General features: G+C 65.3%; 22 protein-coding genes. 14 read left to right on the top strand and 8 right to left on the bottom strand.

Features of this window, described 5'->3' with window-relative positions; all coding sequences use genetic code 11:
- Nucleotides 1-45: 45 nt before the first annotated feature.
- The 5 genes from P0645_RS07755 to P0645_RS07735 all read right to left on the bottom strand — a co-directional run bounded on the left by P0645_RS07755 (nt 46) and on the right by P0645_RS07735 (nt 5,333).
- A complete protein-coding gene (locus tag P0645_RS07755) occupies nt 46-1,428 on the bottom strand; it encodes a TolC family outer membrane protein (RefSeq protein WP_284164007.1) in 1,383 nt (460 codons plus the stop codon).
- A gap of 79 nt (nt 1,429-1,507) precedes the next feature.
- On the bottom strand, nt 1,508-2,161 hold the full coding sequence (locus P0645_RS07750) for a protein-L-isoaspartate O-methyltransferase family protein (protein ID WP_284164006.1): 654 nt from the start codon (nt 2,159-2,161) through the stop codon (nt 1,508-1,510).
- Between the two features lie 91 nt (nt 2,162-2,252).
- Nucleotides 2,253-3,302: an ABC transporter substrate-binding protein gene (locus tag P0645_RS07745; protein WP_284164005.1), complete on the bottom strand. Its 1,050-nt coding sequence runs from the start codon at nt 3,300-3,302 to the stop codon at nt 2,253-2,255.
- Nucleotides 3,272-4,666, bottom strand: coding sequence for a sensor histidine kinase (locus P0645_RS07740; RefSeq protein WP_284164004.1), 1,395 nt, complete (start codon nt 4,664-4,666; stop codon nt 3,272-3,274). The genes P0645_RS07745 and P0645_RS07740 overlap by 31 nt, the downstream gene beginning before the upstream one ends.
- A 1-nt stretch (nt 4,667) precedes the next feature.
- On the bottom strand, nt 4,668-5,333 hold the full coding sequence (locus P0645_RS07735) for a response regulator transcription factor (RefSeq protein ID WP_284164003.1): 666 nt from the start codon (nt 5,331-5,333) through the stop codon (nt 4,668-4,670).
- 137 nt (nt 5,334-5,470) lie between these two features.
- Between P0645_RS07735 and P0645_RS07730 the strand changes: the two genes are divergently transcribed.
- From P0645_RS07730 to P0645_RS07705, 6 genes are read left to right on the top strand one after another with little or no spacing between them, the layout of a single operon-like run.
- Nucleotides 5,471-6,436: a Bug family tripartite tricarboxylate transporter substrate binding protein gene (locus P0645_RS07730; protein WP_284164002.1), complete on the top strand. Its 966-nt coding sequence runs from the start codon at nt 5,471-5,473 to the stop codon at nt 6,434-6,436.
- Nucleotides 6,436-6,876 (top strand): tripartite tricarboxylate transporter TctB family protein, encoded by a 441-nt coding sequence (locus tag P0645_RS07725; RefSeq protein WP_284164001.1) that lies wholly within the window; start codon nt 6,436-6,438, stop codon nt 6,874-6,876. Before P0645_RS07730 ends, P0645_RS07725 begins: the two co-directional genes overlap by 1 nt.
- A 10-nt stretch (nt 6,877-6,886) precedes the next feature.
- Complete coding sequence (locus P0645_RS07720; protein ID WP_284164000.1) at nt 6,887-8,410, top strand: tripartite tricarboxylate transporter permease; 1,524 nt, start codon at nt 6,887-6,889, stop codon at nt 8,408-8,410.
- 7 nt (nt 8,411-8,417) lie between these two features.
- A complete protein-coding gene (locus P0645_RS07715) occupies nt 8,418-9,776 on the top strand; it encodes an acyclic terpene utilization AtuA family protein (protein WP_284163999.1) in 1,359 nt (452 codons plus the stop codon).
- Nucleotides 9,773-10,069, top strand: a complete 297-nt coding sequence (locus P0645_RS07710) for a DUF4387 family protein (protein ID WP_284163998.1) — start codon at nt 9,773-9,775, stop codon at nt 10,067-10,069. The genes P0645_RS07715 and P0645_RS07710 overlap by 4 nt, the downstream gene beginning before the upstream one ends.
- Complete coding sequence (locus P0645_RS07705; RefSeq protein ID WP_284163997.1) at nt 10,066-11,091, top strand: AbrB family transcriptional regulator; 1,026 nt, start codon at nt 10,066-10,068, stop codon at nt 11,089-11,091. Before P0645_RS07710 ends, P0645_RS07705 begins: the two co-directional genes overlap by 4 nt.
- Before the next feature lie 101 nt (nt 11,092-11,192).
- Here P0645_RS07705 and P0645_RS07700 read toward each other — a convergent pair whose 3' ends face one another.
- A complete protein-coding gene (locus P0645_RS07700; RefSeq protein WP_284163996.1) occupies nt 11,193-11,771 on the bottom strand; it encodes an alpha-ketoglutarate-dependent dioxygenase AlkB family protein in 579 nt (192 codons plus the stop codon).
- Nucleotides 11,772-11,994: 223 nt separating this feature from the next.
- Here P0645_RS07700 and dnaK point away from each other — a divergent pair, with 223 nt between their 5' ends.
- The 3 genes from dnaK to queG all read left to right on the top strand — a co-directional run bounded on the left by dnaK (nt 11,995) and on the right by queG (nt 16,173).
- Nucleotides 11,995-13,914: a molecular chaperone DnaK gene (gene dnaK, locus P0645_RS07695; RefSeq protein ID WP_284163995.1), complete on the top strand. Its 1,920-nt coding sequence runs from the start codon at nt 11,995-11,997 to the stop codon at nt 13,912-13,914.
- A 73-nt stretch (nt 13,915-13,987) separates the two neighbouring features.
- Entirely contained in the window at nt 13,988-15,127 is a 1,140-nt protein-coding gene (dnaJ, locus tag P0645_RS07690; RefSeq protein ID WP_284163994.1) for a molecular chaperone DnaJ, read from the top strand.
- On the top strand, nt 15,124-16,173 hold the full coding sequence (gene queG / locus P0645_RS07685; RefSeq protein ID WP_284163993.1) for a tRNA epoxyqueuosine(34) reductase QueG: 1,050 nt from the start codon (nt 15,124-15,126) through the stop codon (nt 16,171-16,173). Before dnaJ ends, queG begins: the two co-directional genes overlap by 4 nt.
- Before the next feature lie 34 nt (nt 16,174-16,207).
- Here queG and P0645_RS07680 read toward each other — a convergent pair whose 3' ends face one another.
- Nucleotides 16,208-17,224: an alpha/beta hydrolase family protein gene (locus P0645_RS07680; protein WP_284163992.1), complete on the bottom strand. Its 1,017-nt coding sequence runs from the start codon at nt 17,222-17,224 to the stop codon at nt 16,208-16,210.
- A 124-nt stretch (nt 17,225-17,348) separates the two neighbouring features.
- On the opposite strand from P0645_RS07680, the gene P0645_RS07675 reads away from it, so the two are divergent.
- From P0645_RS07675 to P0645_RS07655, 5 genes are all read left to right on the top strand, one after another.
- Nucleotides 17,349-18,395, top strand: coding sequence for a helix-turn-helix domain-containing protein (locus P0645_RS07675; protein WP_284163991.1), 1,047 nt, complete (start codon nt 17,349-17,351; stop codon nt 18,393-18,395).
- Between the two features lie 32 nt (nt 18,396-18,427).
- Nucleotides 18,428-19,156 (top strand): sterol desaturase family protein, encoded by a 729-nt coding sequence (locus P0645_RS07670; RefSeq protein WP_284163990.1) that lies wholly within the window; start codon nt 18,428-18,430, stop codon nt 19,154-19,156.
- Between the two features lie 438 nt (nt 19,157-19,594).
- Nucleotides 19,595-19,894, top strand: coding sequence for a type II toxin-antitoxin system death-on-curing family toxin (locus P0645_RS07665; protein WP_349775073.1), 300 nt, complete (start codon nt 19,595-19,597; stop codon nt 19,892-19,894).
- A 166-nt stretch (nt 19,895-20,060) separates the two neighbouring features.
- Nucleotides 20,061-22,211 carry a polyribonucleotide nucleotidyltransferase gene (pnp, locus tag P0645_RS07660; protein WP_284163989.1) on the top strand — a complete coding sequence of 717 codons (2,151 nt, stop codon included), beginning with the start codon at nt 20,061-20,063 and terminating at the stop codon, nt 22,209-22,211.
- 214 nt (nt 22,212-22,425) lie between these two features.
- Entirely contained in the window at nt 22,426-23,559 is a 1,134-nt protein-coding gene (locus P0645_RS07655) for a Fic family protein (protein WP_284163988.1), read from the top strand.
- A gap of 75 nt (nt 23,560-23,634) precedes the next feature.
- Here P0645_RS07655 and P0645_RS07650 read toward each other — a convergent pair whose 3' ends face one another.
- The gene (locus tag P0645_RS07650) at nt 23,635-25,044 is read right to left on the bottom strand and encodes a phosphohexomutase domain-containing protein (protein WP_284163987.1); all 1,410 of its coding nucleotides are present in this window, start codon (nt 25,042-25,044) and stop codon (nt 23,635-23,637) included.
- Between the last annotated feature and the right edge of the window lie 169 nt (nt 25,045-25,213).

The following is a 25,213-nucleotide window of genomic DNA, read 5'->3' as shown; positions in this document are numbered from 1 at the left end:
GACCGGCGGCCGTACGTCACATCAAAAATGAGACTTCTGTAACAATCAGTTCTTGCCGATGGCCTTGAGGACACGGTCGAGCTTCGCCCCCTGCGCCGAGAGGGGCGCCTTCCTGACCACGTTGTAATAGGCCTCTGGGTCATAGACCGGGATCCCGAGTTTCAGGTTTTCCGCCGTCAGAAGACCCATAGAGGCGAGAAGTGAATAAAATGCTACCTGAAGATTGGCCTCGGCCGTGGTGCGGTCTGACTTGGCCGACAGAAGCTCGCGTTCGGCGTCCAGCACGTCGAGCGTCGTGCGGGCGCCAAGCGCCGCCTCTTCCTTGGTGCCGTCATAGGCCGACTGGGCTGCCTCGATCTGCAGGTCGATGGCACCGATCTGGGCGCGCGCGACCTCTATCGCCGACCAGGCATTGGACACCTGCTCGGCCACTTCGACCGCCGTCTGCGTCAGGGCCGCGCGCGACGCATCGCGCCCGGCGATGGCCTTGCGTTCGGCCGAAGCGATCTTGCCGCCGGTGAACAACGGCTGGACAAGCTGCACTGTCGCCTGACCGGAGGTCTCGCCATCGTCGTCGCGCAGGGCCTGAGCGCCTGCCTCGATAGTCGGGAAATGCTGGGCGCGCGCCAGTTCGAACTGCAGGTCCGCGACCTTGGCCTGATGCTGGGCCCTCAGGATCGCCGGATGCAGCTTCTGCGCCAGCGCCTGCGCCTCGGCGAGTGTCTTGGGGAAGGCGGGGGTGCCGGGCAGGCTGGTGCGCCCGTCGCTTTCATGGCCGACGGCGGCGGTATAGGCAGCCCGCGCCACCTTCAGGTCGCCCTCGGCCGCGGCAAGGCCCGCGCGCGCCGCCGCCAGACGCGCCTCGGCAAGCGCCACGTCGGTGCGGGTGATCTGGCCAACCTCGAACCGGTCCTGCGCGGCGCGCAGCTGTTCGGAAATCACGTTGACCGAGGTGCGGTTGATCTCGACCGCCTGGGTCGCGCGACGCACGTCCATATAGGCGCGAACGGCGTCCAGCAGCACGCCCTGTTCGACCTGCAGAAGCGCCTGCCGGGTGGACAGGACGGTTTCCTTGGCAATGTCGATCCCAAACCGCGAGCGGCCGAAATCGTAAAGCGTCCAGTCCAGGCTGATGATGTGCTCGGCGGTGCGGCTGTTCACCCCGGTGCCGAAGAGCGGGCTGCGCCCCTCGCTGTAGGTGCCCTTGAGGATATAGCTGATCACCGGCCTCAGCGTCGCGACGGCTGTCGCCACATCCTCGTCGGCGGCACGCAGCACCGCCTGGTTTTGATCCAGGAGGTTGGAGTTGCGATAGGCTGACACCAGCGCGTCCCCCAGGGTTTCCGACTGGACCTGCCCGGAGAGAAGCGCGAGCATGGCCGACCCGGCCGCGAGGGCCCTCAGCGTGCGCGCCACATGACCTGCCATTCTCTTGCCTCCTGCCGCCGGGTTCGGACCCGGACTATTGTCGCCTGACCGGCCAGCTGTCCGCGAAGAGCGGGCGGGCTTACAGGCTGAATTCCCGTTTCGCGGCAAAGCCCGGCAGAACCGGGGCCGCGCCGTTGAACGCAAAGCGCCAGCTGATGGCGCCGTCGATCTTGTGGCCGATGCGGGCGGTGCCAAGCGCGCCATCCATGAAGACCGCGCCGATGCGGCCACCCTCGCACAGCTGCGCGGCCAGCGTCTCGGGTAATGTCTCGATCGCGCCTTCCACGAGGATCCGGTCGTACGGCCCGTCGGCTTTCGCACCATCGCCAAGTGCGCCGTCACGGACCGTGACATTGGCGGCACCCTGCGCCGACAGACGGTCACGCGCCGCTGCCGCAAGGCCCGCTTCCGACTCAAGCGCCACGACCGTGCCCGCCATCCGCGCCAAGAGGGCGGCCGAATAGCCAAGCCCTGCGCCGACGATCAGCACCTTGTCGCCCGGCCCGACATCCAAAGCGTCCAGCAGCTTGGCGAGCGTGCGGGGTTCCAGCATCACCCGGCCCGGGTTCAGCGCGATATTGTCGCCGAGATAGGCCGCGCCCTTGGCCGCTTCAGGCACGAAAGCCTCACGCGGCACCGTCAGCATCGCTTCGATGATCGGAAACTTGGTCACGTCATTGGGGCGGACCTGCGTATCGACCATCATCGTGCGGGCGGCGGCGTAATCGGTCATTTCTGAACTCAATGGTTTAGTTTGGCTTTACTCAGTCTTGCCACAGTTTGCAAGCCGCGGCAACCGCGCCCGGGGTCGCAACGCAAGGCCGTCAAGGCTGAATGAGGGCCGCGCGCCATTCTTCCAGAAACCGCCGCCGGGTGATCTGGTCGAGGTTCGCCAGAAGGCCGGGATCAAGCCGGATCGGGCGCAGATGCGGGTTGCGGTCGAAGGCATCGGCGTCCAGCGCGGGCAAACCCGCACCCTCGGCAACAAGCGCCTGCCCCTCGGCGGACAGAAGGAACGCCAGAAACTCAGCCCCGGCCTCCGGTGCGCGGGCGCCCTGCGGCACAAGTGCCGTGCGCAGAAGCGTCAGCGTATAATCCTGAAGCTCGACGATCCTTAGCCCGTCCGCGTCGTTTCCCGGTGCGTAGGAGCCAAGGACATTATAGCCAAGCAGCATCCGCCCCTCGGCAATGTCGCCGATCATGCCGGCAGAACAGCAGTAAAGCTTCGTGTCGAGCCGTCCCATCACTTCCGCCAGACGCCAGAATGCGTCGGACAGCCGCGCATCCTGGACCGCGAACAGATAGCCCGCGCCGGACACGGCCGGATCGTAGGTCGCGACCTTGCCCCGGAAGCGGTCGGGATGGTCGCGCAGAAGGTCGATCAGCTCGCGCCGCGTCGTGGGTGGGGAAACGCCGGGCGGCAGGGCATCACGACCAAGAAGCAGCACCACCGGTTCCTGTGTCACCGCGACCAGAAGGCCGCGCCAGCGCGCCCAGCCCGGCTGGCCCGACATGAGCGCGGCCGGGAGCGGGCGCGCCAGCCCGTCATTGGCGATCTTCATCTGCAGGTCCATCGCCGAGGAGATCACCAGATCGAAGGGCGCGTCCTCCTCCGCCACGGCGCGGTAGACCTCCTGGCTGGAGGCGACGACATAATGCAGGGTCACATCGGGGTGGCGCGCCAGATAGGCGTCAATCACTGGCTGCATATAGGCGATGTCGGTGGTGGACAGCACGTCGATGCGCTGCGCGCCGCTGCCGAAGTCCTCCACCGCCTCGATTTCGAATGCCCGCGCGGTCGTCGCCACGACAAGCGCAAGCCACAGGGCGCCGAAGAACAGCCTTACAGAAGCGGCAGCGAAAAGACGGCGCATGTTCCCCCTCCCTCTCGCGGGCCGATGGCGAAGCGGCCGCCCATCGCCTGTGCGGCTTCCTCGACGATGGTCAGGCCAAGGCCCGATCCCGGCACGTCGCTTACATTGGCACCGCGCCGGAACCGGCGCTTGAGCCCCTGTTCCACGACCCCCGCCAGACCGCGCCCGCGGTCCATCACAGTCACGCGCCCCTCGCCCGAGACTGCCTCGGCCACCACCTCGACAAGCCCGTCCGGCGCCGAATATTTGACGGCATTGTCGATGATATTCCTCAGCGCCGCCTCGACCAGCACCGGGTCTGACCGCGTGGGCAGCGTGCCACGGACCTCCAGCCGAACCGAAATATCCCGCATCTCTGCCGCCGGGCGGAAGCGTTCCACCAGATCGCGGACAAGTTTCGCCAGATCGACCTCGGCCCAGTCGGCCTGTTCGGCCCGGTAAAGGACGGTCGCATGATCCAGAAGCTGGCTTGCCGAGCGCGCCGATTCGTCAGCCGCCCGGATCAGGCCGCGCAGCCGGGCGCGGGTTTCCTCCTCGCCCGACTGCCGAAGCGCCAGTTCCGCCTCGTTTCGCATCACCGTCAGAGGCGTGCGGATATGATGCGCGGCCTCGGCCAGAAAGGTCTCGGTCTGGCTGAGGGTGCCGCGCAGCCGGGCGATGAAGCTGTTCAGCGCGGTGACGAACGGTTGCAGTTCGCTAGGCGCCGGATGGCGCAGCGGGCGCAGGTCGCGGGCCCCGCGCCGTCCCACCGCCTCGGCCAGACGGTCGATCGGGCTGAGGAAGCTGCGCGCGAAGTAAAGAGAAAAGGGGATGGCGGCGAGGAAGATCCCAAGCCCCAGAACCGCCGCCCGGTTGCCAAGCCGCGCCGCGATCGCCCCCTGCCCCTGGCGCGTCTCGGCAAGTAGCACCAGAAGCGGCGCCGCGCGCCCCTCGATCCTGATGCTGCGCAGGATGGCTGCGACCCGGACATCGGTGTCGCGATAGCGGGCGTCATAGAAGCTCGGCGCAAGGGCTGTTGGCGGCAGTTCCGGCAAGGGCAGGTCGCCATAGCCTGTCACCGGCACGCCATCGACATCGACACGGTAGAATATCCGCTCCTCCCCCATCGCCGAGAGCATCGAGAAGGTCGCGGGCGGCAGGTCGACCGCGATACCCCCTTCGGCAACCCGCACCTCTTCGGCGAGGCTTCCGGCGGCAGCCCCGAGGACGGCATCGAATGTTGCCTCCGACGCGCGGTCGGCGCCAAGTCGCACGGCGGCGTAAAGCCCGACCGACAGGCAGGCGGCCAGCAGCAGAAGCTGCAGGAGCAGGCGGCGCCTCAGCGATACCGGCGAGAGGGAGGGTGTGACTGACTGCTGCGCCATGTCAGCCGCCCGTCAAACGGTAGCCAAGGCCACGCACGGTTTCGATCCGCGCGCGGCTGCCCGCAAGTTTCTTGCGCAGGCGCCCGACATAGACCTCGATGGCATTGTCGCTGACCGGTTCGGAAAAGGAAAAAAGCCGGTCACACAGATGTTCCTTCGACAGGATCCGGTCAGGCGCATTGAGGAAGAGTTCAAAAAGCCGGACCTCGCGCGAACGGAGTTCCCGCCGTTCGTTGCCGACCGCCAGCGTCGCCGCGAGCGGATCGAAGGTCAGATCCCCGTAGGTCCTGAGTGTCTGCGCCCCGCCACCCCGCCGCCGCAGGACTGCACGGCAGCGCGCCTCCAGTTCGGCGAAGTCGAAAGGCTTCGTGACATAGTCATCCGCCCCGGTATCGAGCGCGTCGATCCGGTCGGTGACGGCAGAGCGCGCAGTCATCACGATGACCGGCGTTTCGCGGCTGGCCTTGCGGTGACGCGCCAGAAAATCCCGCCCGTCGCCATCGGGCAGCATCATGTCGAGGAGGATGAGATCGTAACCGGCAACGCCCAGACAGGCCTCGGCCTCGCCAAGGGTCGCGGCGCTGTCGACGGCATGACCGTCGAGCTTCAGCCGCGCAGCGACCGAGGCCGCAAGATCGGCATTATCCTCGACCAGCAGGAACCGCATCGCCCTCCCCTTTGCGATGAACCTTGGGCGAACCATGGCCCGTGACAGGTTCATGTCAGCTTTTCAGGTTTGACTGCCCCTCGCAATCCCCGGGCAGCCAAGCGCACCGGGGCGCGACTGAACCATGGGAGGAACAGATGAAAACCACTTTCAAGGCGCTGGCGCTATCCGCTGTCGCTGCTTTTTCGGCCGCTGGTGCGGCGTCGGCCACCGAATGTATCGCGCCTGCGAACCCCGGCGGCGGCTGGGATTTCACCTGCCGCCAGATCGGTCGTATCCTGCAGGAAATCGGCGTGACGCCGAACCTTGTTCAGGTGACCAACATGGCGGGTGCGGGCGGCGGTGTCGCCTATTCGGCGGTTGTCGCCGACCGGAACGAGGATGCCGACCTGATCGTCGCGGCTTCGTCCGCCACCACCACCCGGCTTGCCCAGAACGCCTTCGCAGGCGCGACGGCCGACCAGGTGCGCTGGGTCGGCGCGATCGCCGGCGATCCGGGCGTGATCGTCGTGGGCAAGGACAGCCCTTACCAGTCGATCAACGACCTGATCGAGGCGGTGAAGGCCGATCCGGCCGCCGTTTCCTTCGCAGGCGGCTCGGCCGTGGGCGGCTTCGACCACCTGAAGGTCCTGATGCTTCTGAACCGGGCAGGCTTCACCGATGCAAAATCGGTCAAGTACATCGGCCTCGACGGCGGCGCAGACGCGATCACCCAGACGGTGGGCGGCTTTACGCAAGCCATGACCGGCGACTTGTCGGAGGTTGGCGGCTTCCTGAAATCCGGCGATGTGCGCGCGCTTGCGGTCCTGTCGGATGCACGCGTCACCGGCTTCGACGATATCCCGACCGCCAAGGAACAGGGCGTCGATCTCGTCGCGATGAACTGGCGCGGCCTTTATGTGCCGAAGGGTATCTCGGACGACGACTATGCGAAGTGGGTGGATGCGCTGAACAAGGTCGCGGCCTCGGACCAGTGGAAGCAGGTCATGACCGAGAACGGCCTTGCGCCCTACACGGTCACGGGTGCCGATTTCGAGACCTTCGTGGGCGAGAACATCGCCGAGATCACGAATATCTCGAAAGAAATCGGGATCATCCAGTGATGAAAGGTGACCGGATCTTCGGTCTGGTCATGATGGTCGTGGCGCTGGGGTATCTCCTCAGCGCCTCTACCGTAGAGACCAGCTTCATGTCCGATCCTGTCGGGCCACGGGTCTTTCCCTACATGATCGGCGGGCTGGTGCTGATCTGCGCGCTGGTGATGGTGCTGCGCCCCGATCCGGACGTCGACTGGCCGGGCCCGGCGATGGTGATGACACTTGGCGCGGCCCTTCTCGCGCTCGTGCTCTATGCGCTGACGATCAAGCCCCTGGGTTTTATCCTGCCGACGATGCTCGTCTCGGGTTTCCTGTCCTGGCAGATCAGCCGCCGCCCGGCTCAGGCCGCGCTCGCAGGCGCGGGTCTGGGGATCGGCCTTTACGTTCTCTTCAAGACGGTTCTCGGTCTCGGCCTTCACGGCCTGCCGCGTTTCCTGATGGGTTAGGAGCGCCTGAATGGACATTCTTTCGAACCTCGCCATGGGCTTTTCCATCGCGCTGACGCCCTGGACGCTTATGCTTGCGGTGATCGGCGCCTTCGTCGGCACGATCATTGGCGCCCTGCCCGGCCTTGGCCCCTCGAACGGCGTGGCGCTGCTGATCCCGATCTCCTTCTCGATGGGACTCGACGCGATCTCGGCGCTGGTGCTGCTGACCTCGGTCTATTACGGCGCGATGTATGGCGGGCGTATCTCCTCGATCCTTCTGAACATTCCCGGCGATGAACCGGCAGTTATGACGACACTCGACGGCTATCCGATGGCCAAGCAGGGCTTCGCCTCGGACGCGCTGGTGATTTCCGGTGTCGCCTCGTTCGTCGGTGCCTTCCTCGCCACCATCGCTTTGATGCTACTGGCGCCCTTGCTCGTTCAGGTCGTCTACAAATTCGGACCGGCGGACTATTTTGCCCTCTATGCCCTCGCCTTCTGCACGCTCGGCGGCATCGGCTCCAACAATCAGGCCAAGTCCGCGATGGCTGTCGCCATCGGCCTCGGAACTGCGATGATCGGATACGACAAGACGACGGGCATGCCCCGTTTCACCTTTGGTAACATGCATCTGAACGACGGGATCAGCTTCCTTGTCGCCATCGTCGGCCTCTTTGCGGTGGCCGAGGTTTTCCATTTCATCGAAAGCCATGGGCGTGACAGCGCCATCGGGGTCAAGCTGGGCAAGATCACCGTCGACTGGGCAAAGCTCTGGTCCACCCGCTGGACCATGCTGCGCGGTACGGTCATCGGCTTTGCCGCAGGCGTCCTGCCGGGCGCGGGCGCCTCGATTGGGTCCTTCCTCGCCTACATGGGCGAAAAAGCCATCGCGCGTGACCCCGAGAGCTTCGGCAAGGGCAACCCGCGCGGCGTGGCGGCGCCGGAGGCCGGGAACAACGCGGCGGCGGGCGGTGCGCTGGTGCCGATGCTGACGCTTGGCGTGCCGGGGTCGGGGACGACGGCGGTGCTGCTGGCTCTGCTTCTGACGCTGAACATCACGCCCGGGCCCCTTCTCTTCACCGACCGGCCCGAGGTTGTCTGGGGTCTGATAGCCGCGCTTCTCATCGCCAACATCGTGCTGCTGGTCATGAACGTGCCGATGGTGAAGATCTTCGTCCATATCCTGTCTGTGCCAAGCGCGATCCTTCTGCCCGGCGTCACGATGATCGCCTTCGTGGGGATCTATTCGCTGACCGGATCGAGCTTCGACATGCTGATGATGATCGGTTTCGGCGTGATGGGCTATGTCTTCCGCAAGCTCGACATTCCGACCGTGCCGGTGATCCTCGGCATCCTCCTCGGCAATGCGATGGAGGACAACCTGCGCCGCGCGATGGTTCTGTCGGACGGCGACTGGACCTATCTCTTCTCCTCGCCGATCTCTGTGGGCCTCTGGCTTGCCGCGGCACTTGGCTTTGTCGCGCCGATGTTCCTGCGCGGTGTGCTTAAGCGGCCGCCGGTGCCCGCAACAGACAGCTACGACAGAGACTGAGGGAAGGATGGCGACGCGCGTTCTGGTGCCTTCGGGCGTTCTCGGCCTCGGTTTCGACCGGGCGGCGCTGGCGCGCGGGGTGGCGGCACGGCCCGACATCATCGCCATAGACGGGGGCTCGACCGACAGCGGACCCTATTCCCTCGGCGCGGGTGTATCAAAATATTCCCGCGCCGCCACAAAGGCCGAATGGCGGCATCTGATGCAGGCCCGCGCCGAGGCGGGCGTACCTTTGGTGATCGGCACGGCGGGCACCTGCGGCACCGACGCAACCGTCGACTGGATGTATGCGATCACCGAGGAACTGGCGGCGGAACTGGGCGAGAGCGTCCGCGTGGCGCGGCTCTATTCCAGCCAGCCCAGGGACCGCATCACCAAGGCTCTGGCGGCGGGTGAGGTACGCCCGCTCGACCCCGCGCCGCCGGTCGATGCGGCGGCGCTTGCGGAGATGACCAATATCGTCGCCCTTGCAGGCGCCGAACAGATTCAGGCGGCCCTCGCCACCGGCGCTGATATCGTCATCGCCGGACGCACCACCGACACGGCGACCATCGCCGCCCTGCCGCTTGCGCGCGGCGATCATCCGGGTGCGGCCTGGCACGGCGCCAAGATCGCCGAATGCGGGGCGCTCTGTTCAACGAACCCGACGTCGGGGGTGATCCTCGTCGATTTCGACGAGACCGGTTTCACTGTCGAGGCGATGGCCGAAAGCGCGCTTTGTACGCCGCATTCGGTCTCGGCCCATATGCTTTACGAAAATTCCGACCCGTTCCGCCTTTATGAGCCGGGCGGGCATCTCGACGTGACGGGCGCGCGCTACCGCGCGCTCGACGCGCGGCGGGTCCGGGTCGAAGGGTCGGAATGGGTGCCCGGGCCTTATACGGTCAAACTCGAAGGGGCGCGGATCGCGGGCTACCAGACAACGATCCTCGCCATCCTGCGCGCGCCCCGCTATGTCGCCGCCGCGCGGGAATGGACGAAAAGGCTGCACGCCTTCCTTCAGGGGGAAATCGCAAACCGAATGGGCCTGTCACCCGCCGACTATACAATCGACTTCCGGCTGATCGGCGCCGACGGAGCGCTCGGGAGCCTTGAGAACCGCAGCGGCCAGCCGGTGGAAATCGGCGTTCTGGGGATCGTCACGGCGGCAACGCAGGAAACGGCGGCCGAAATCGGCAAGCTCATCAACCCTTTCGTCCTTCATTATCCGCTGACCGAGGAGGAGGAACTGCCCACCTTCGCCTTCCCCTATTCGCCCGCCACGACCGACCGTGGCGCGCTTTACGAATTCGCGCTGAACCATGTCCTGATGCTCGACGACCCGATGGCGGCCTTCCGCATCCTTGTGACGGAGGTCGGCGCATGAAGCTGGGCGATCTGGTCCTGAAGGTGCGCTCGAAGAACGCCGGTCCCTTCTGGCTGACGGTGGACATTTTCTGCGGCGATGCAGATCGGTTCGCGCGGGTTAGCGCCGCGCTGGACACGGGCGAGGTTGCGCGTCTCTTCGCCACGCCGCGTCAGACGCTCAAGCGCTTTGACATCGAGGGTCTTTCGGTGGTGAAATTCTCGCTGCCCCGCCCGGTGATCCAGGGCAGCCGCGAGGACCGGGACATGCATGGCGCGCAATGGGCGCATCTTCTGGAAGAGATCGAGGTGTGAGCTATCTCGACCGTGGCCGCCTGACCACCTTCGCCGCCGCTGCGGCGGGCGCGGCACTCTTCCTGGTCCTTCACCTGCCGCTTCCGCTTCTGCTTGGCCCGCTGGCGGCCTGCCTTGTCGCCGCGCTGTCGGGTATCCGCATGCGCGATGCGGGCATACTCGGTACCTTCATGCGCACCTTCCTTGGTGTCGCGGTTGGATCGTCGATCCAGCCAGCCACGCTTGGCCATATCCCCGATTTCGCGCTGTCGCTCCTCTTCGTTCCCGTCTTTGTTCTGACCATCGGCGGGCTCGGCTATCCGCTCTTCCGCCGGGTCCTCGGCTTCGACCACGCCACGGCCTTCTACGCGGCCATGCCCGGCGGGCTGCAGGACATGCTGATCTTCGGCGAAGAGGCGGGCGGCAATCCGCGCGCCCTGTCGCTGATCCACGCCACCCGCGTTCTCTTCATCGTGACGCTCGCCCCGGTCATCATGACCCATGTCTGGTCGGTCGACCTGACCCGTCCGCCGGGCCAGCCCGCAGCAGACGCGCCGCCCTTGCAGATCGCCCTGATGGTAGCGTCGGGCTTCCTTGGCTGGAAGATCGCCGAGCGCGCGGGCCTATTCGGCGCCTCGATCCTCGGGCCGCTGATCCTGACCGCGATCCTCTCGCTTGCGGGCCTCATCACCATGCGCCCCCCGGCCGAAATCATCTGGGCCGCGCAATTCTTCATCGCCATCGCCGTCGGGTCGAAATATTCCGGCATCACCTGGGCCGAGCTGAAACGCATCGTCGGGGCGGGCCTTGTACACGCGCTGCTGCTCGGCTGCCTGTCGCTTGCGCTGATCGAGGTCATCCACCGTTCCGGCATCGCGCCAGCACGCGAGGCCTTTCTCGCCTTCCTGCCCGGCGGGCAGGCGGAAATGGTGGTGATCGCCATCGTCGCGGGCGCCGATCTGGCCTACGTCGTCAGCCACCATCTATTGCGGATCATCCTGGTGATCCTGCTGGCCCCGCTCGCCGAACGCTGGCTGCGCTGACCGGCGCGCAGCCTCAGTGCGCCGCCACCAGATACCCGTGACCGACATCCGTCAGCTGCCCCCTCTCCGGCCCTGCGCCGGATCGGCCATCGCCTCGTTGCTCAGGTCACCACACGCAAGGTCAGATTGATCCGGCCCGGGCGTTCAAGAAGCGCGGATGTGCCGGGCGCGATACGGTCGATACCGTGATGAAGAAGGCGCGAAGCGCCCTCCATCACCAGAACGTCACCGGAGTGCAGCCAGACACTTTCGCTTGGCCCGCCTCGTTCGATATTGCCCACCCGGAAGAGGCCATCGTCACCGAGACTGATCGACAGGACCGGCTGGCTGAAATCAGCCTCGTCGCGATCCTGATGCAGGCCCATGCGCGCCTCGGGCCTGTACCAGTTGATCAGGCAGCACTCGGGGTCGCGCGCCGAGCCCGACAGAGCACGCCAGACCTGAAGCACACGTTCCGGGATCGGCGGCCAGGCGCCGCCGGAGGGATGCCGGTCGATGTAGCGGTAGCCCTTGCGGTCGGAATACCAGCCGAAGCGCCCCGCCGAGGTCATGCGTACGCTCATCGGTTTGCCCCAGCCGGTCAGCGGCGAAAAGAGCGGCGCTGCGGCGATGACCGCGCGCAGATCTGCGACCAGCGCGCGCTGTTCGTCCGGCGCGATCCAGCCCGCATGCAGGCGCATTCCGCGGATCACCGCCGACGGCGATGGAAAAGAGGAAGAACTGTCCGGCTTTTCCACGATTTCTTTCCGCTTTTCCGCTTCTCTCGCCGCTTGCAGGGGCAATTTCCCCTCCCTATATACGCCCAGAAGCCGGTCGGGGGGCACCCCGATCACAATCTGGGATCGGAGGCGGGGGCCTTATGGGACCCGGCTCCATATCATCGCCGAAGGAAGAGGAATTACTATGGCCAAAGTCATCGGGATCGACCTCGGGACCACCAACTCCTGCGTCGCGATCATGGACGGGTCGAAGCCCCGCGTGATCGAGAATTCGGAAGGCGCCCGCACCACGCCCTCGATCGTGGGCTATACCGACAGCGAACGCCTTGTGGGCCAGGCCGCCAAGCGTCAGGCCGTCACCAACCCGTCGAACACCGTCTTCGCCGTCAAGCGCCTGATCGGCCGCCGCGTCACCGACGCGGAAGTGGAAAAGGACCGCAAACTCGTTCCCTATTCGATCGTCGACGGTGGCAATGGCGATGCCTGGGTCGAAGTGCGCGGCGAGAAGTTCAGCCCCGCCCAGATCTCTGCCGTCATCCTGCAGAAGATGAAGGAAACCGCCGAATCCTACCTTGGCGAGTCGGTCACGCAGGCCGTCATCACGGTTCCGGCCTATTTCAACGACGCCCAGCGTCAGGCCACAAAGGATGCAGGCAAGATCGCGGGCCTTGAAGTTCTGCGCATCATCAACGAACCGACGGCGGCGGCGCTGGCCTACGGCCTCGACAAGAAAGAGACCAAGACCATCGCGGTCTATGACCTCGGCGGCGGTACGTTCGACATCACGATCCTCGAGATCGACGACGGTCTTTTCGAAGTGAAATCGACCAACGGGGATACGTTCCTCGGCGGCGAAGACTTCGACATGCGCATCGTCAACTATCTGGCCGACGAGTTCAAAAAGGAACATGGCGTCGACCTGACGAAGGACAAGATGGCCCTTCAGCGCCTGAAGGAAGCCGCCGAAAAGGCCAAGATCGAACTGTCGTCGAGCCAGCAGACCGAAATCAACCAGCCGTTCATCTCGATGGACATGAAGTCGGGCACGCCGCTCCACATGGTGATGAAGCTGACGCGCTCGAAGCTGGAAAGCCTCGTGGGCGACCTGATCAAGAAGTCGCTGAAGCCCTGCGATGCAGCGCTGAAGGATGCTGGCGTCTCGAAAGGCGACATCGACGAGGTGGTTCTGGTCGGCGGCATGACCCGCATGCCCAAGGTGATCGAGGAAGTGACGAACTTCTTCGGCAAGGAACCGCACAAGGGCGTGAACCCCGACGAGGTCGTGGCGCTTGGTGCCGCGATCCAGGCCGGCGTGCTTCAGGGCGACGTGAAGGACGTGGTTCTTCTGGACGTCACCCCCCTGTCGCTCGGCATCGAAACGCTCGGCGGTGTCTTCACCCGTCTGATCGACCGCAATACCACGATCCCGACGAAGAAGAGCCAGATCTTCTCGACCGCCGAGGACAACCAGAATGCCGTGACGCTGCGCGTCTTCCAGGGCGAGCGCGAGATGGCGGCCGACAACAAGTTGCTCGGCCAGTTCAACCTTGAGGAAATCCCGCCCGCGCCGCGCGGCCTGCCGCAGATCGAGGTCACTTTCGACATCGACGCGAACGGCATCGTGTCGGTCAAGGCCAAGGACAAGGGGACGGGTCGCGAACAGGCGATCACGATCCAGGCCTCGGGCGGTCTGTCGGATGACGAGATCGAGAAGATGGTCAAGGACGCCGAGGCCAATGCCGAAGGCGACAAGAAGCGCAAGGAACTGGTCGAGGCCAAGAACCAGGCCGAGGGCCTGATCCATTCGACCAGGAAGTCGCTGGAAGAGCATGGCGACAAGGTCGATGGTTCGACCGTCGAGGCGATCGAACTGGCCATTGGCGCGCTTGAGGAAGCGCTCAAGTCCGAGGATGCCGGCAAGATCAAGGGCGGCATCCAGAACGTCATGGATGCGTCGATGAAGCTCGGCGAGGCGATCTACAAGGCGAGCCAGGCCGAAGGCGCCGCCAAGGCCGATGACGAGGAAGAAGGTCCGCGCAGCGTCGACGATGATATCGTCGATGCCGACTTCGAGGACCTTGGTGAAGACAAGCGGCGCCGCTAAGGCCGCCTGAACCCGGGGGCCGGTCCGGTTTTGGCCGGGCCGGCCCCGCGCGTTTCCCGAAAGTGGGTTGAGAATGGCAAAACGCGACTATTACGAGGTTCTTGGCGTCCAGCGCGGGGCGTCGGCCGACGAGATCAAGAAGGCCTACCGGACCAAGGCGAAAGAACTTCACCCCGACCGCAACAAGGACAATCCCGCGTCTGAAGCCGCGTTCAAGGAAGTGAACGAGGCCTATGACTGCCTGAAGGACGACCAGAAGAAGTCAGCCTATGACCGGTTCGGCCATGCGGCCTTCGAGGGCGGTATGGGGGGCGGTGGTCCGCGCGGCGGGCAGGGCGATTTCGCTTCTGCCTTCTCGGACGTGTTCGAGGACCTTTTCGGCGATTTCATGGGTGGCCGGGGCGGTGGCGGCGGACGGCAGCGCGCGACGCGCGGGTCGGACCTGCGCTACAACCTGCGTGTCACGCTCGAAGAAGCCTACAAGGGCGTGCAGAAGGCGATCACCGTGCCAACGGCGGTCAATTGCGGGGCGTGCAACGGCACCGGCGCGGAAAGCGGGTCTGAACCCCAGACTTGCCCGACCTGCTCGGGCATGGGCAAGGTCCGCGCCCAGCAAGGCTTCTTCACCGTCGAACGCACCTGTCCGACCTGCAATGGCGCGGGCCAGATCGTGAAGAATCCCTGCAAGGCCTGCCGTGGCGCGGGCCGGATCGAGAAGGAACGCCAGCTGTCGGTCAATATCCCCGCGGGGGTGGAGACCGGCACACGCATCCGCCTGGGTGGCGAGGGCGAAGCGGGCCTGCGCGGCGGACCGGCGGGCGATCTTTATATCTTCATCGAGGTGAAGGAGCATGCGCTTTTCCAGCGCGATGGCGTGAACCTTTACTGCCGCATCCCGGTATCTATGCCGACCGCCGCGCTTGGCGGCGAGGTCGAGGTGCCGACGATCGACGGCGGGCGCAGTCTGGTCAAGGTGCCTGCGGGCGCGCAGAACGGCAAACAGCTCAGACTCCGTGCCAAGGGCATGCCCGCGCTGCGCGGTGGCGGCGTTGGTGACATGCTGATCGAGTTCGCGGTGGAGACGCCGGTGAACCTGACGGCGCGGCAGAAGGAAATCTTGCGCGAGTTCGACGCGATCGAGGCCAACAACAACCCCGAAGGCTCGTCCTTCTTCTCGAAGGTCAAGAACTTCTGGGACGGGATGACACGGTGACGGGCGCGCCCGCCGGTCTGAAATCCCTGATCATCGAACAGGCCAAGGCCGAGGGTTTTTCCGCCCTCGGCTTTTGTCGTCCGGGCGCCATCCCCGACGCCGCCGGGCGGCTTGCCACCTTCGTGAGCGATGGCCGCCATGGCCAGATGGGCTGGATGGCGGAACGGATGAACTGGCGCGGCGATCCCGCCGCACTCTGGCCAGAGGCGCGCACAGTGATCATGCTGGCCGAGGCCTATACGCCACCGCACGACCCTTTGACGGTTCTGGAGCAGAGAGACCGGGCGGCGATCTCGGTCTATGCGCAGGGCAAGGATTACCACGACATCGTCAAGAAGCGCCTCAAGCGCCTGGGACGCTGGCTGATCGGCGCGGGCGGCGGCGAGATCAAGGTCTTCGTCGATACCGCCCCGGTGATGGAAAAGCCGCTCGGGGCGGCGGCGGGGCTCGGCTGGCAGGGCAAGCACACGAATCTTCTGTCGCGCGATCTCGGCAGCTGGTTCTTTCTTGGCGCGATCTTCACGACGCTGGACGTTGATCCCGATCCGGCGGAAGTCAGCCATTGCGGCTCCTGCACCGCCTGCCTCGACATCTGCCCGACGAAGGCCTTCCCCGCGCCCTACCAGCTCGACGCCCGCCGCTGCATTTCCTACCTGACGATCGAGCACAAGGGGCCGGTTGACGAAGAGCTGCGTCCGCTTCTTCGCAACCGCATCTATGGCTGCGACGATTGCCTCGCCGCCTGCCCCTGGAACAAGTTCGCGCAAGCGGCGTCCGAGACGGGTTACGCCAGCCGCTTCGCCGAGGCGCCGAAACTCGCGGACCTCGCCGCATTGGACGATGCCGCCTTCCGCGCGCTCTTCTCCGGAAGCCCGATCAAGCGCATCGGCCGCGACCGCTTCCTGCGTAACGTGCTCTATGCCATCGGCAATTCCGCCGACCCGTCGCTGGCCCCCCACGCCGCCGCCCATCTGGACGCCGCCGACGAGGCAGTCGCCGACGCGGCCCGCTGGGCGGTCGCGCGCCTCGGGGGGCGACCGGTGTGATCGCCCCGCCGACCGCACACACTCGCCCGGATCGTCACAAGCCGAGCGCGGCGGCGATGTCGGCGACGAGCCGGTCATGCACCTCTGTGCGCACCGCTCCCTCCGGATCGCTGCAAAGCGGGTCTTCGCCCTCGTCCTGCAAGATCGCCTCGGCCCCGTCCTTGCAGGGCGCGAGGAAGGTGAAGTGGTTCGCGGGCGCCACGACCGAATAGGTCGCGCCCGGCAGGCGGGCGGCAAGGCCGTTGCCGTCCGGTCCGACGTCGGTCGCGTCAATACGATCGGCTGCGTCGCCGAGGTTGACCAGATGAACCCCTGCCGTCACCGCCCGCAGGCTGTCGGCGATCACTGCGCCGCCAAAACCCGGATCGATGGCGACTGCGCGGACGATCCGGGCATCGCGCGCATCTGCGGAGAACCCGGGGACGGAGGCAAAGCTTACCCCGCCACGCTTGAAGAACCAGCAGTCCGCGGCGTCGGGGCCGGTGGTGCAGCGTTCGTCCTGCATGGCGCCGTCAAAGCGCAGGCCCGCGAGGTTCAGCGCGGTGGAGCCTCCGAGCGAGAAACCGACGACGCTGACATTGTCCTCGTCGATGAACGGCGCGAAGGCAGGGTCGGTCAGGATCTGGTCGAGCGCTGCACTCAGGTCCCCGGCCCGGGCCTGAAGATCGACCGAGCGGCGGGGCGAGCTGTCGCCGCCGGTCGACCCGGGGTGATCGACGCCAAGAACGATCGCGCCGCGACCGGCGAGCGCCGAGAGGAGCCAGCCGAGCCCATCGGCCCTGCCGCCCGAACCGTGCGAGAAGAGAACAAGCGGATGGCGGCCTTCGGCGACCGCCGGCCCCATGAAGGCCATGATGGGCCTGAAGATCGGGTTCTCGCCGATCGGCGCGCGGAAGGTCGGATTGGCCGCCGGATACCAGAGCGAGGCGGCAATCGGGCGGGCGCGGTGGACGGACTGGACATCGAACCGGTCATAGCCCGGCAGCATGTCGGCCGCGGCGGGCAGCGCGGTGGCCAGAGACAGTGCGAAAGAAAGTGTCAGGCGTTTCATCGGAACCTCCTTGATCTGAACGCTGTGGCCGGGATGCCGCCCTGCCACGGCTTTGGCGTCCGAAATCCCGAAAAGAGGTCGCCAGGATCGGGATTGAGGACCAGAAGGGTGCAGGAGGTTCCCGATGCCCAACCTGCCTGTCCCCGCCTTCGGCGCGCTTGTCCTCGCCTATCTCGCACTGCGGACGCTTCTGTCCGGCGGGCCGAGGCTGCTGGCCCTGCTTCTGGGGGCGACGGCGCTGCAGCTGATGACCGTGGCGTTGGTGCATGGTTATGGCGTGACGGCGTTGCGCCCGCTTCTGCCGGTCGGGGCGACGGTCATCCCGCCCCTGACCTGGATCAACTTCCGCGCCGCCTTTTTCCGCCGGCCGGACTGGGCGCAGGTCCTGCCTCATCTTGGCGCGCCGCTTTTCGCGATCTTCTGCCGCCTCTTCGCGCCCGCGACCATTGACGGCGTCGTGTCGCTGACCTTCGTGGCCTACGGCGCGGCAATCCTGTGGCAGGTTGGCGCCGTGCGCGACCTGCCGCTGGCCCGGATCGAGGCGGGGGGGCTGCCCGCGCGGATCTGGATGGCGCTCGGCTGGGCGCTGATCGGGTCCGCCCTGACCGATCTCCTGGTGGTTCTGGCCTATGCGAGCGGCCATCCCGACTGGGCCGCGCCGCTTATCGGGTCCTCGGCGACGCTGGCGCTGATCGCGATCGGGCTTCTCAGCGCCGCGCCGTCGGCCACCGATGGCGGCAGCGAGGAGGAGGTGCCCGAGGCACCGGCCGTGCCGGCCGAGACCGAGGCCGAGGATGCCGCCATCCTGGACCGCCTCGATGCGCTCATGGCACGGGAACAGATCCATCTCGACGCGGGCCTGACGCTTGTTCGTCTGGCCCGCCGCCTGCATCTGCCGGAAAAGCGCCTGTCGGCTGCGGTCAACCGGGCGACAGGTGAGAATGTCTCGCGCCATATCAACGGCTGGCGCATCCGCCATGCCTGCGGGCTGATCGAGGCCGGGCAGTCGGTGACGGGCGCGATGCTGGAAAGCGGCTTCAACACCAAGTCCAACTTCAACCGCGAATTCCGGCGAGTCACCGGAATGCCGCCAAGCCGGTGGCGAGGCCCTGTCCCCGGGGGTGACGCGGCGTTCCTGTTGACGCGCGAGCCGGGCCGGTCGCACATCTGAACTCACCCGTTCAGCTTTGCCGGAGCCCGCCGATGATCCCGACCTTGCGCGTTCTTTTGCACATGGGCAGCCTGCAGCGGCTCTTTCCCTTCTGGCTCGCGGCCATCGCGCTGGCGGTGTGGGGCTGGACGCCCTGGCTGATCCTCGCGGTTCTTTACGGGTTCATCCTGCAATTCTTCGTCGAGTATGCGATGCACCGGTTCCTGCTGCACAGGAAGCCCCCGACGGAGCAGGGGATCTTCAACCATCTTTACCGCAGCCATATCGGCCACCACGAGTTTCCCGCCGACCCCGAACTCTTCACCGGCGACGACCATTGGTACCCGGTCCGCTTCGGCCTGATCTCGGTCGCGCTGCACACGGCTGCCCTCTGGCCCTTCCTCGGCCTCGGCCCCGCCTTCACCTTCGCCTTCGTCGGCCTCTTCGCGGGCTCGGTCTCGGCCTTCGCCTTCTACGAATATTGCCACACGCTAGCGCATCTGAACGTGCCCAAGGGCTGGATCGGCCAGAAGATCACCCGCGACCACCTGGCCCACCACTATCAGGACCATCACGCGACCTTCCACGTCAGCCTTGGCATGGGCTGGATCGACCGGCTGTTCGGCACCGGCCACGACGCCGAAACCGCCAAGGCCCGCTTCGACCGCAAGACCATCCTATCCATCGGCATGGACCCGGAGGATTTGCGGCTCGTGACCGCCCGCAAGGCCTACGGCCTGCCGCCGAAGCCGGGGATGAAGCGGGCCCAGCCGGGGGAGTGATGTAGCGATAGGCTTGCCCTGCGGCGGCATGATGCCGTTTGCCGGAAGGTTCGCGCCGGTAACCTGTCCTTAAATGCTTGTGAATCAAAACATCCGAGGCCATCTTTGTGACATGTATGGCATTGGGCATCGGGAAGATCATGGCTGGGTCAAGCAAGGCGCGAGTTGTCAAGGAACCCGGGGGGCGCCGGTCCATCGATTCAGTCAAAGGTGGCTGGGTCAAGCGCGATGAAACGACCGGCCGCTTTGTCGAAGTGAAAACGGAAACGGGCACCTATCGCGCGAAACCTGAATCCGAGTCTGCGATCAAGTCGGCATCCCGGGACAGGTATGATGCGCTGAAGCGATTGGCCGATCGCTAGGATGCATTACCGCGTCACCTTGGCCGACGCGATTTCAGCGCATGACGAAGCCCTGACCTATGGCGGCTGACCGGGGATCACCAGCCTGCATCTGACCGAGTCCGCGCTGGGAAGGCCTTACTCCGGCTATCACCGGAACATTGCGTCGAAAGCGGCCGCGCTTCTTGAAAGCATGGTTGGCAATCATTGGTTCGTCGACGGCAACAAGCGGACCGCCTTGCTTATGGTCGAATTGCTGGTGCGCCGCAGCGGCTATCATATCGAAGTCGCCGAAACCGAACGCCTCGACGACCTCGTGGTCACGGTCGCCGCCGGGCAAATGGACTTCGGCGCGATCGTCGACTGGTTCAAGTCGCGCATTCGCAAGATGCCCTAATGTCATCCCTCCTTCCCAACCCCCCCGTTTTCCTGTATGGCCCGCGCCATCTGTGACGTGAGGCCCGCCCCCGGCCGCATGCAAAGGATAGGGGGCGGCGGCAATGGGGCCGCCATGCAAACGGAGGACCGGCAGGGGCCGGGATGCCTCCTTGAGGAAACGATAGATGTTCAATGTGACGAAGAAATCCATCCAGTGGGGCAATGAGACGCTCACACTGGAAAGCGGGAAAGTTGCGCGCCAGGCAGACGGCTCGGTGGTCGCGACGCTCGGCGAAACCCAGGTCATGGCCAACGTGACCTTCGCGAAATCCCCCAAGCCCGGCCAGGACTTTTTCCCCCTGACCGTGCATTACCAGGAAAAATACTATGCCGCGGGCAAGATCCCCGGCGGCTTCTTCAAGCGCGAGGCGCGTCCTTCTGAAAAGGAAACGCTGGTCTCCCGCCTGATCGACCGACCTTGCCGCCCGCTTTTTGTCGAGGGCTTCAAGCATGAAGTTCTGGTCATGGCGACCGTGCTCTCCTGTGACCTCGTGAACGACCCCGACGTCGTGGCGATGATCGCGGCCTCGGCGGCGCTGACCATTTCGGGCGTCCCCTTCATGGGCCCGATCGGCGCGGCGCGCGTCGGCTTCTCGAACGGCGAATATGTCCTGAACCCGGCCATGGACGACATGAACCAGCTTCGGAACAATCCCGACCAGCGTCTGGACCTTGTCATCGCCGGCACGAAGGACGCCGTGATGATGGTGGAATCGGAAGCCTACGAGCTGACCGAGGCGGAAATGCTGGGCGCGGTGAAGTTCGGCCATGCCCAGATGCAGCCGGTCATCGACCTGATCGTCGACTTCGCCGAAGATTGCGCGAAAGAGCCCTTCGACTTCTCGCCCCCCGACATCTCGGCCATCTACGGCAAGGTGAAGGCGGCAGGCGAGGCGCAGATGCGCGCCGCCTTCGCGATCCGCGACAAGCAGGAGCGTACCAACGCCATCTCGGCGGCGGTCGAGGCGATCAAGGCCGCGCTGGGCGAGGAAGATCAGGCCGATGCCAACCTCGGTTCGGCGATCAAGAAGCTGGAATCGTCGATCCTGCGCGGCGACGTGGTGACCAACGGCACCCGCATCGACGGCCGCGACACGAAAACCGTCCGCCCGATCGTCTGCGAAACCGGCATCCTGCCGCGTACCCATGGCTCGGCCCTCTTCACCCGCGGTGAGACCCAAGGGTTGGTCGTGACCACGCTCGGCACCGGCGAAGACGAGCAGATCATCGACGCGCTGAACGGCAACTGGCGGTCTAACTTCCTCCTGCACTACAACTTCCCGCCCTATTCGGTCGGCGAGGTTGGCCGCGTCGGTTCGCCCGGCCGCCGCGAGATCGGCCATGGCAAGCTTGCCTGGCGCGCGCTGCAGGCGGTTCTGCCGGCCGCGACCGACTTCCCCTACACGATCCGCGTCGTCTCCGAGATCACCGAATCGAACGGCTCCTCCTCGATGGCGTCTGTCTGCGGTGGATCGCTTTCCATGATGGACGCGGGCGTTCCGCTGAAGGCGCCGGTCGCGGGCGTGGCCATGGGCCTCATCCTCGAAGATGACGGCCGCTGGGCGGTCCTGACCGACATCCTCGGCGACGAGGATCACCTCGGCGACATGGACTTCAAGGTCGCGGGCACCACGAACGGCATCACGTCCCTGCAGATGGACATTAAGGTAGCGGGCATCACGCCCGAGATCATGGAGCAGGCTCTGGCGCAGGCCAAGGACGGCCGTCTGCACATCCTCGGTGAAATGGCCAAGGCGCTCAGTGCCCCGCAAGGCTTCAGCGAATACGCGCCGAAGATCGAGACGATGTCGATCCCGACCGACAAGATCCGCGAAGTGATCGGCTCGGGCGGCAAGGTCATCCGCGAGATCGTGGAAACCTCGGGTGCCAAGGTCGACATCAACGACGACGGCGTGATCAAGATCGCATCGAGCGACGCGAATGCAATCAAGCGCGCCTATGACATGATCTATTCGATCGTGGCGGAACCGGAAGAGGGCAAGATCTACACCGGCAAGGTGGTGAAGCTCGTCGATTTCGGTGCCTTCGTGAACTTCTTCGGCAAGCGCGACGGTCTGGTGCACGTGTCCCAGATTTCCTCCAAGCGCCTGAACCACCCGAACGAACTGCTGAAGGAAGGCCAGGAAGTGAAAGTGAAGCTTCTCGGCTTCGACGATCGCGGCAAGGTTCGGCTCGGCATGAAGATGGTCGACCAGGAAACCGGCGCCGAGATCGTGGCCGAGAAGAAGGAAAAGGAAGAGGCAGCCGAGGGCTGAGCTTCTTTATTCTTGATGTAAAGTGGCCCCGGCGGCAGCGCCGGGGCCACTTTGCTTTCAAAATCAGGGCGATTTTTGCCGTCAATATGACTTGCTGGCGCTTGAATGACAGCAACCCGGATTGACAACAAGATATGCGCGAAATCTGTTGTCAACCCTGCTTGCTGTCAATACTGTGCCGGCAAGCTTGTTTGACGACAGGAAACGCCCGAAAATGAATCTCAACGAGCCGGATTTCTCGCAAGCGGTCCATTACCATTCCGGCGCATTCCCTCCGGTCACTCTCGACTACCAGCGTCTTATCCCGGCAATCGAAGACGCCGCCGCCTCGCTGGCGCGCTATGACGCCAAGATGGAAAGCATGGTGAGCAGCGCCTTGCTTCTCGCGCCACTACGCCGCCAGGACGCCGTTGTCTCTTCGCGGATGGAAGGTACGATCTCGACGATCGACGAAATCTACCGTCTTGAGGCAGAAGAGGACGCGCAGACTCTCGATCCCTATCGCGAGGCTCGCAGTGACGATATCGAAACTTTCCTCTACTCTCGGGCAATGATGCGTGCCCAGCAGGCGATCGAAGCAGGTCAGTCGATCGACGAGCATCTCATACGCTCGATACATCACGTGCTGTTGTCATTCGGACGGGGCATGCGCAAGAACCCCGGCCAATACAAGCGCGACCAGAACTATGTTGCGGACGATCGCCGACGTGTCATCCACTTCGTTCCCATTTCGCATGTGCACCTGCCCCAGGCCATGCAATCATTGGTCACCTACATCAACGACGACCGGCACCGACCACTGATCCGCACTGCATTGGCCCATGTCGAGTTCGAAGCCCTCCACCCTTTCGAGGACGGTAATGGCCGGATCGGGCGCATGCTCATCACGCTGATGTTGTGGAAGCTTGGCATCCTCAGTCGACCGCACTTCTTCGTTTCGGGATATTTCGAGACACACAAGGAAGAATATGTCGAGCGTATGCGGAATGTGTCGGCGAACGGCGACTGGACAGGATGGACCGAGTTCTTTCTGACCGCCCTGCACGAACAGGCAAGGGTCAACATCGCCATTGCAGACAAAATCCTGACGCTCTATGGCGCGATGCGCGAACGGTTTCGGACCGTTCTCAATTCCCAATATCACGATCAGGCACTTGACTATGTCTTCGGCAACCCGGTCTTTCGCAATGATCGTTTCGTCGATCGCGCGGGAATTCCGGCCTCGTCCGCTCGTGGTATCACGCGGCGGCTGACCGAGGCGGGGTTTCTTCGTACGCTCGAACCATCGTCAGGTCGTCGCGCAGCACTTTATGCATTCGATCCCTTGTTAGACATCCTGCAAATCTGACAAATCCGGGTGTCGCGTTCACCAACAAACCGAAGACCCCACACACAACAGCGCGCCGGGATAACTTCGTCACCGTCAACAGGCTTGCACGGAAGACCGACCATCACCCTTGAGCGCGCGCCATGCCCGCGCAAGGACATCCCGCATCGCGCGCTCCGCCTCTTCCGGGTCTGCCGCTTCGGCATAGACGCGCAGTTCCGGCGCGTTGCCGGAGGGGCGCAGGTGCAGGATCAGGCCGCGTTCGAAGGTCACCCGCAGACCGTCGGTCAGATCGAGCCCCTCCTCTCGCCCATATCCGTCGAAGAAAGCAGCACGCGCGGCCTCGTCACCGCTGAGGCGCGCGACCAGGGCCTTCGACAGATCGGTCGGCGCCTCCTCCAGCCGGTCGGCGGCGGTGTGACGCTGTGGCAGGCGCGCGAGAAGCCCCGCCACGCCGTTGCCCTCGGCCCGGGCCACCGCGAGGACGGCGAGGATCGGCAGGAAGGCGTCGCGGGTCAGAAGCGGCGGCAGACGCCGCCCGCCGCGTTCCGCCGTGAAGCCCAGAAGGAAGCCGCCGTTCGCCTCGAACCCCACCGGGCGGCCGCCCTCGCCCGCGACCTCGGCAAGCCCCGCCACGACATAGGGCGAGCCGATCCGGGTGCGCAGCGTGCAGCGAAAGGCGCCGCTCCGCTCGATCAATGTGTTGGAAGAGACCGGGGTCACGACCAGATCGGCGCCAAGCGCCATCGCGGTCAGCGCACCAAGCACATCGCCCGGCACCACCCGGCCCGAAGCGTCGGTCAGAAGCGGGCGATCCGCGTCGCCGTCCGCCGACACGATCGCATCGACGCCGTATTCTCGCGCCCAAGCGCCAAGCGCGGCGCGCATGTCGGGGCTGACCGCCTCGGTATCGACCGGAATGAAGATGTCGGACCGGCCAAAGCGCACGACCTCGGCCCCGAGTGCAGGAAGGACAGAGGCGAGGCCGTCGCGCGCGACGGTCGAATGCTCATACACCCCGATCTTCAGGCCCGACAGTGCACGCGGCCCGAAGAAATCGACATACCGCGCCGCATAGGCCGCCGCCGCATCGAATGCCTCGCGCCCCGTCGGCTGGATCGTGCCGCTCGCCGCCCCGGCGCGCGCGCTGATCGCTTCCTCGTCCTGCTTGGTGATCTCGCCTTCCGGTCGGTAGAACTTCAACCCGTTCCGGTCGGCCGGGATATGGCTGCCCGTCACCATGACCGCCGGCGCGCCCGCCGCCATTGCTGCAAGCGCCAGCGCGGGCGTCGGCAGGGCGCCACAGTCGACCACCCGCCGCCCGTCCGCCGCCCCCGCCACCGCCGCGGCAATCCGCGGCGAAGAGGGGCGCAGGTCGCGCCCGACATAAAGCAGATCGCCCGGCGGCATGACATCGAGGAAGGCCCGTACATAGCGCGCGCACAGATCGTCGGTCAGGTCGCTGACAAGGCCGCGCAGGCCGCTCGTTCCGAATTTGGGCGCCATGGTCTGTCCTGTTGGTCCTGGCCCAAGCTATCCGTCCACGCGCTGCCGGAAAAGGCCGTGCTGCGATACAATCGGCGCAGGCGATGACAATCGCCACGAAACGGCGTGAAATGGCTCCGCGATCGGCACGGCCCTTGCCCGGAACCTCGAAATGACCGATTTCAGTCCT

Origin of the sequence: Frigidibacter sp. SD6-1, from assembly GCF_030143255.1 — a bacterium.
Taxonomy (GTDB): domain Bacteria; phylum Pseudomonadota; class Alphaproteobacteria; order Rhodobacterales; family Rhodobacteraceae; genus TMP-24.
The sequence above is the reverse complement of the archived record's forward strand: the minus strand, read 5'-3'. Positions and strand labels throughout refer to the sequence as shown.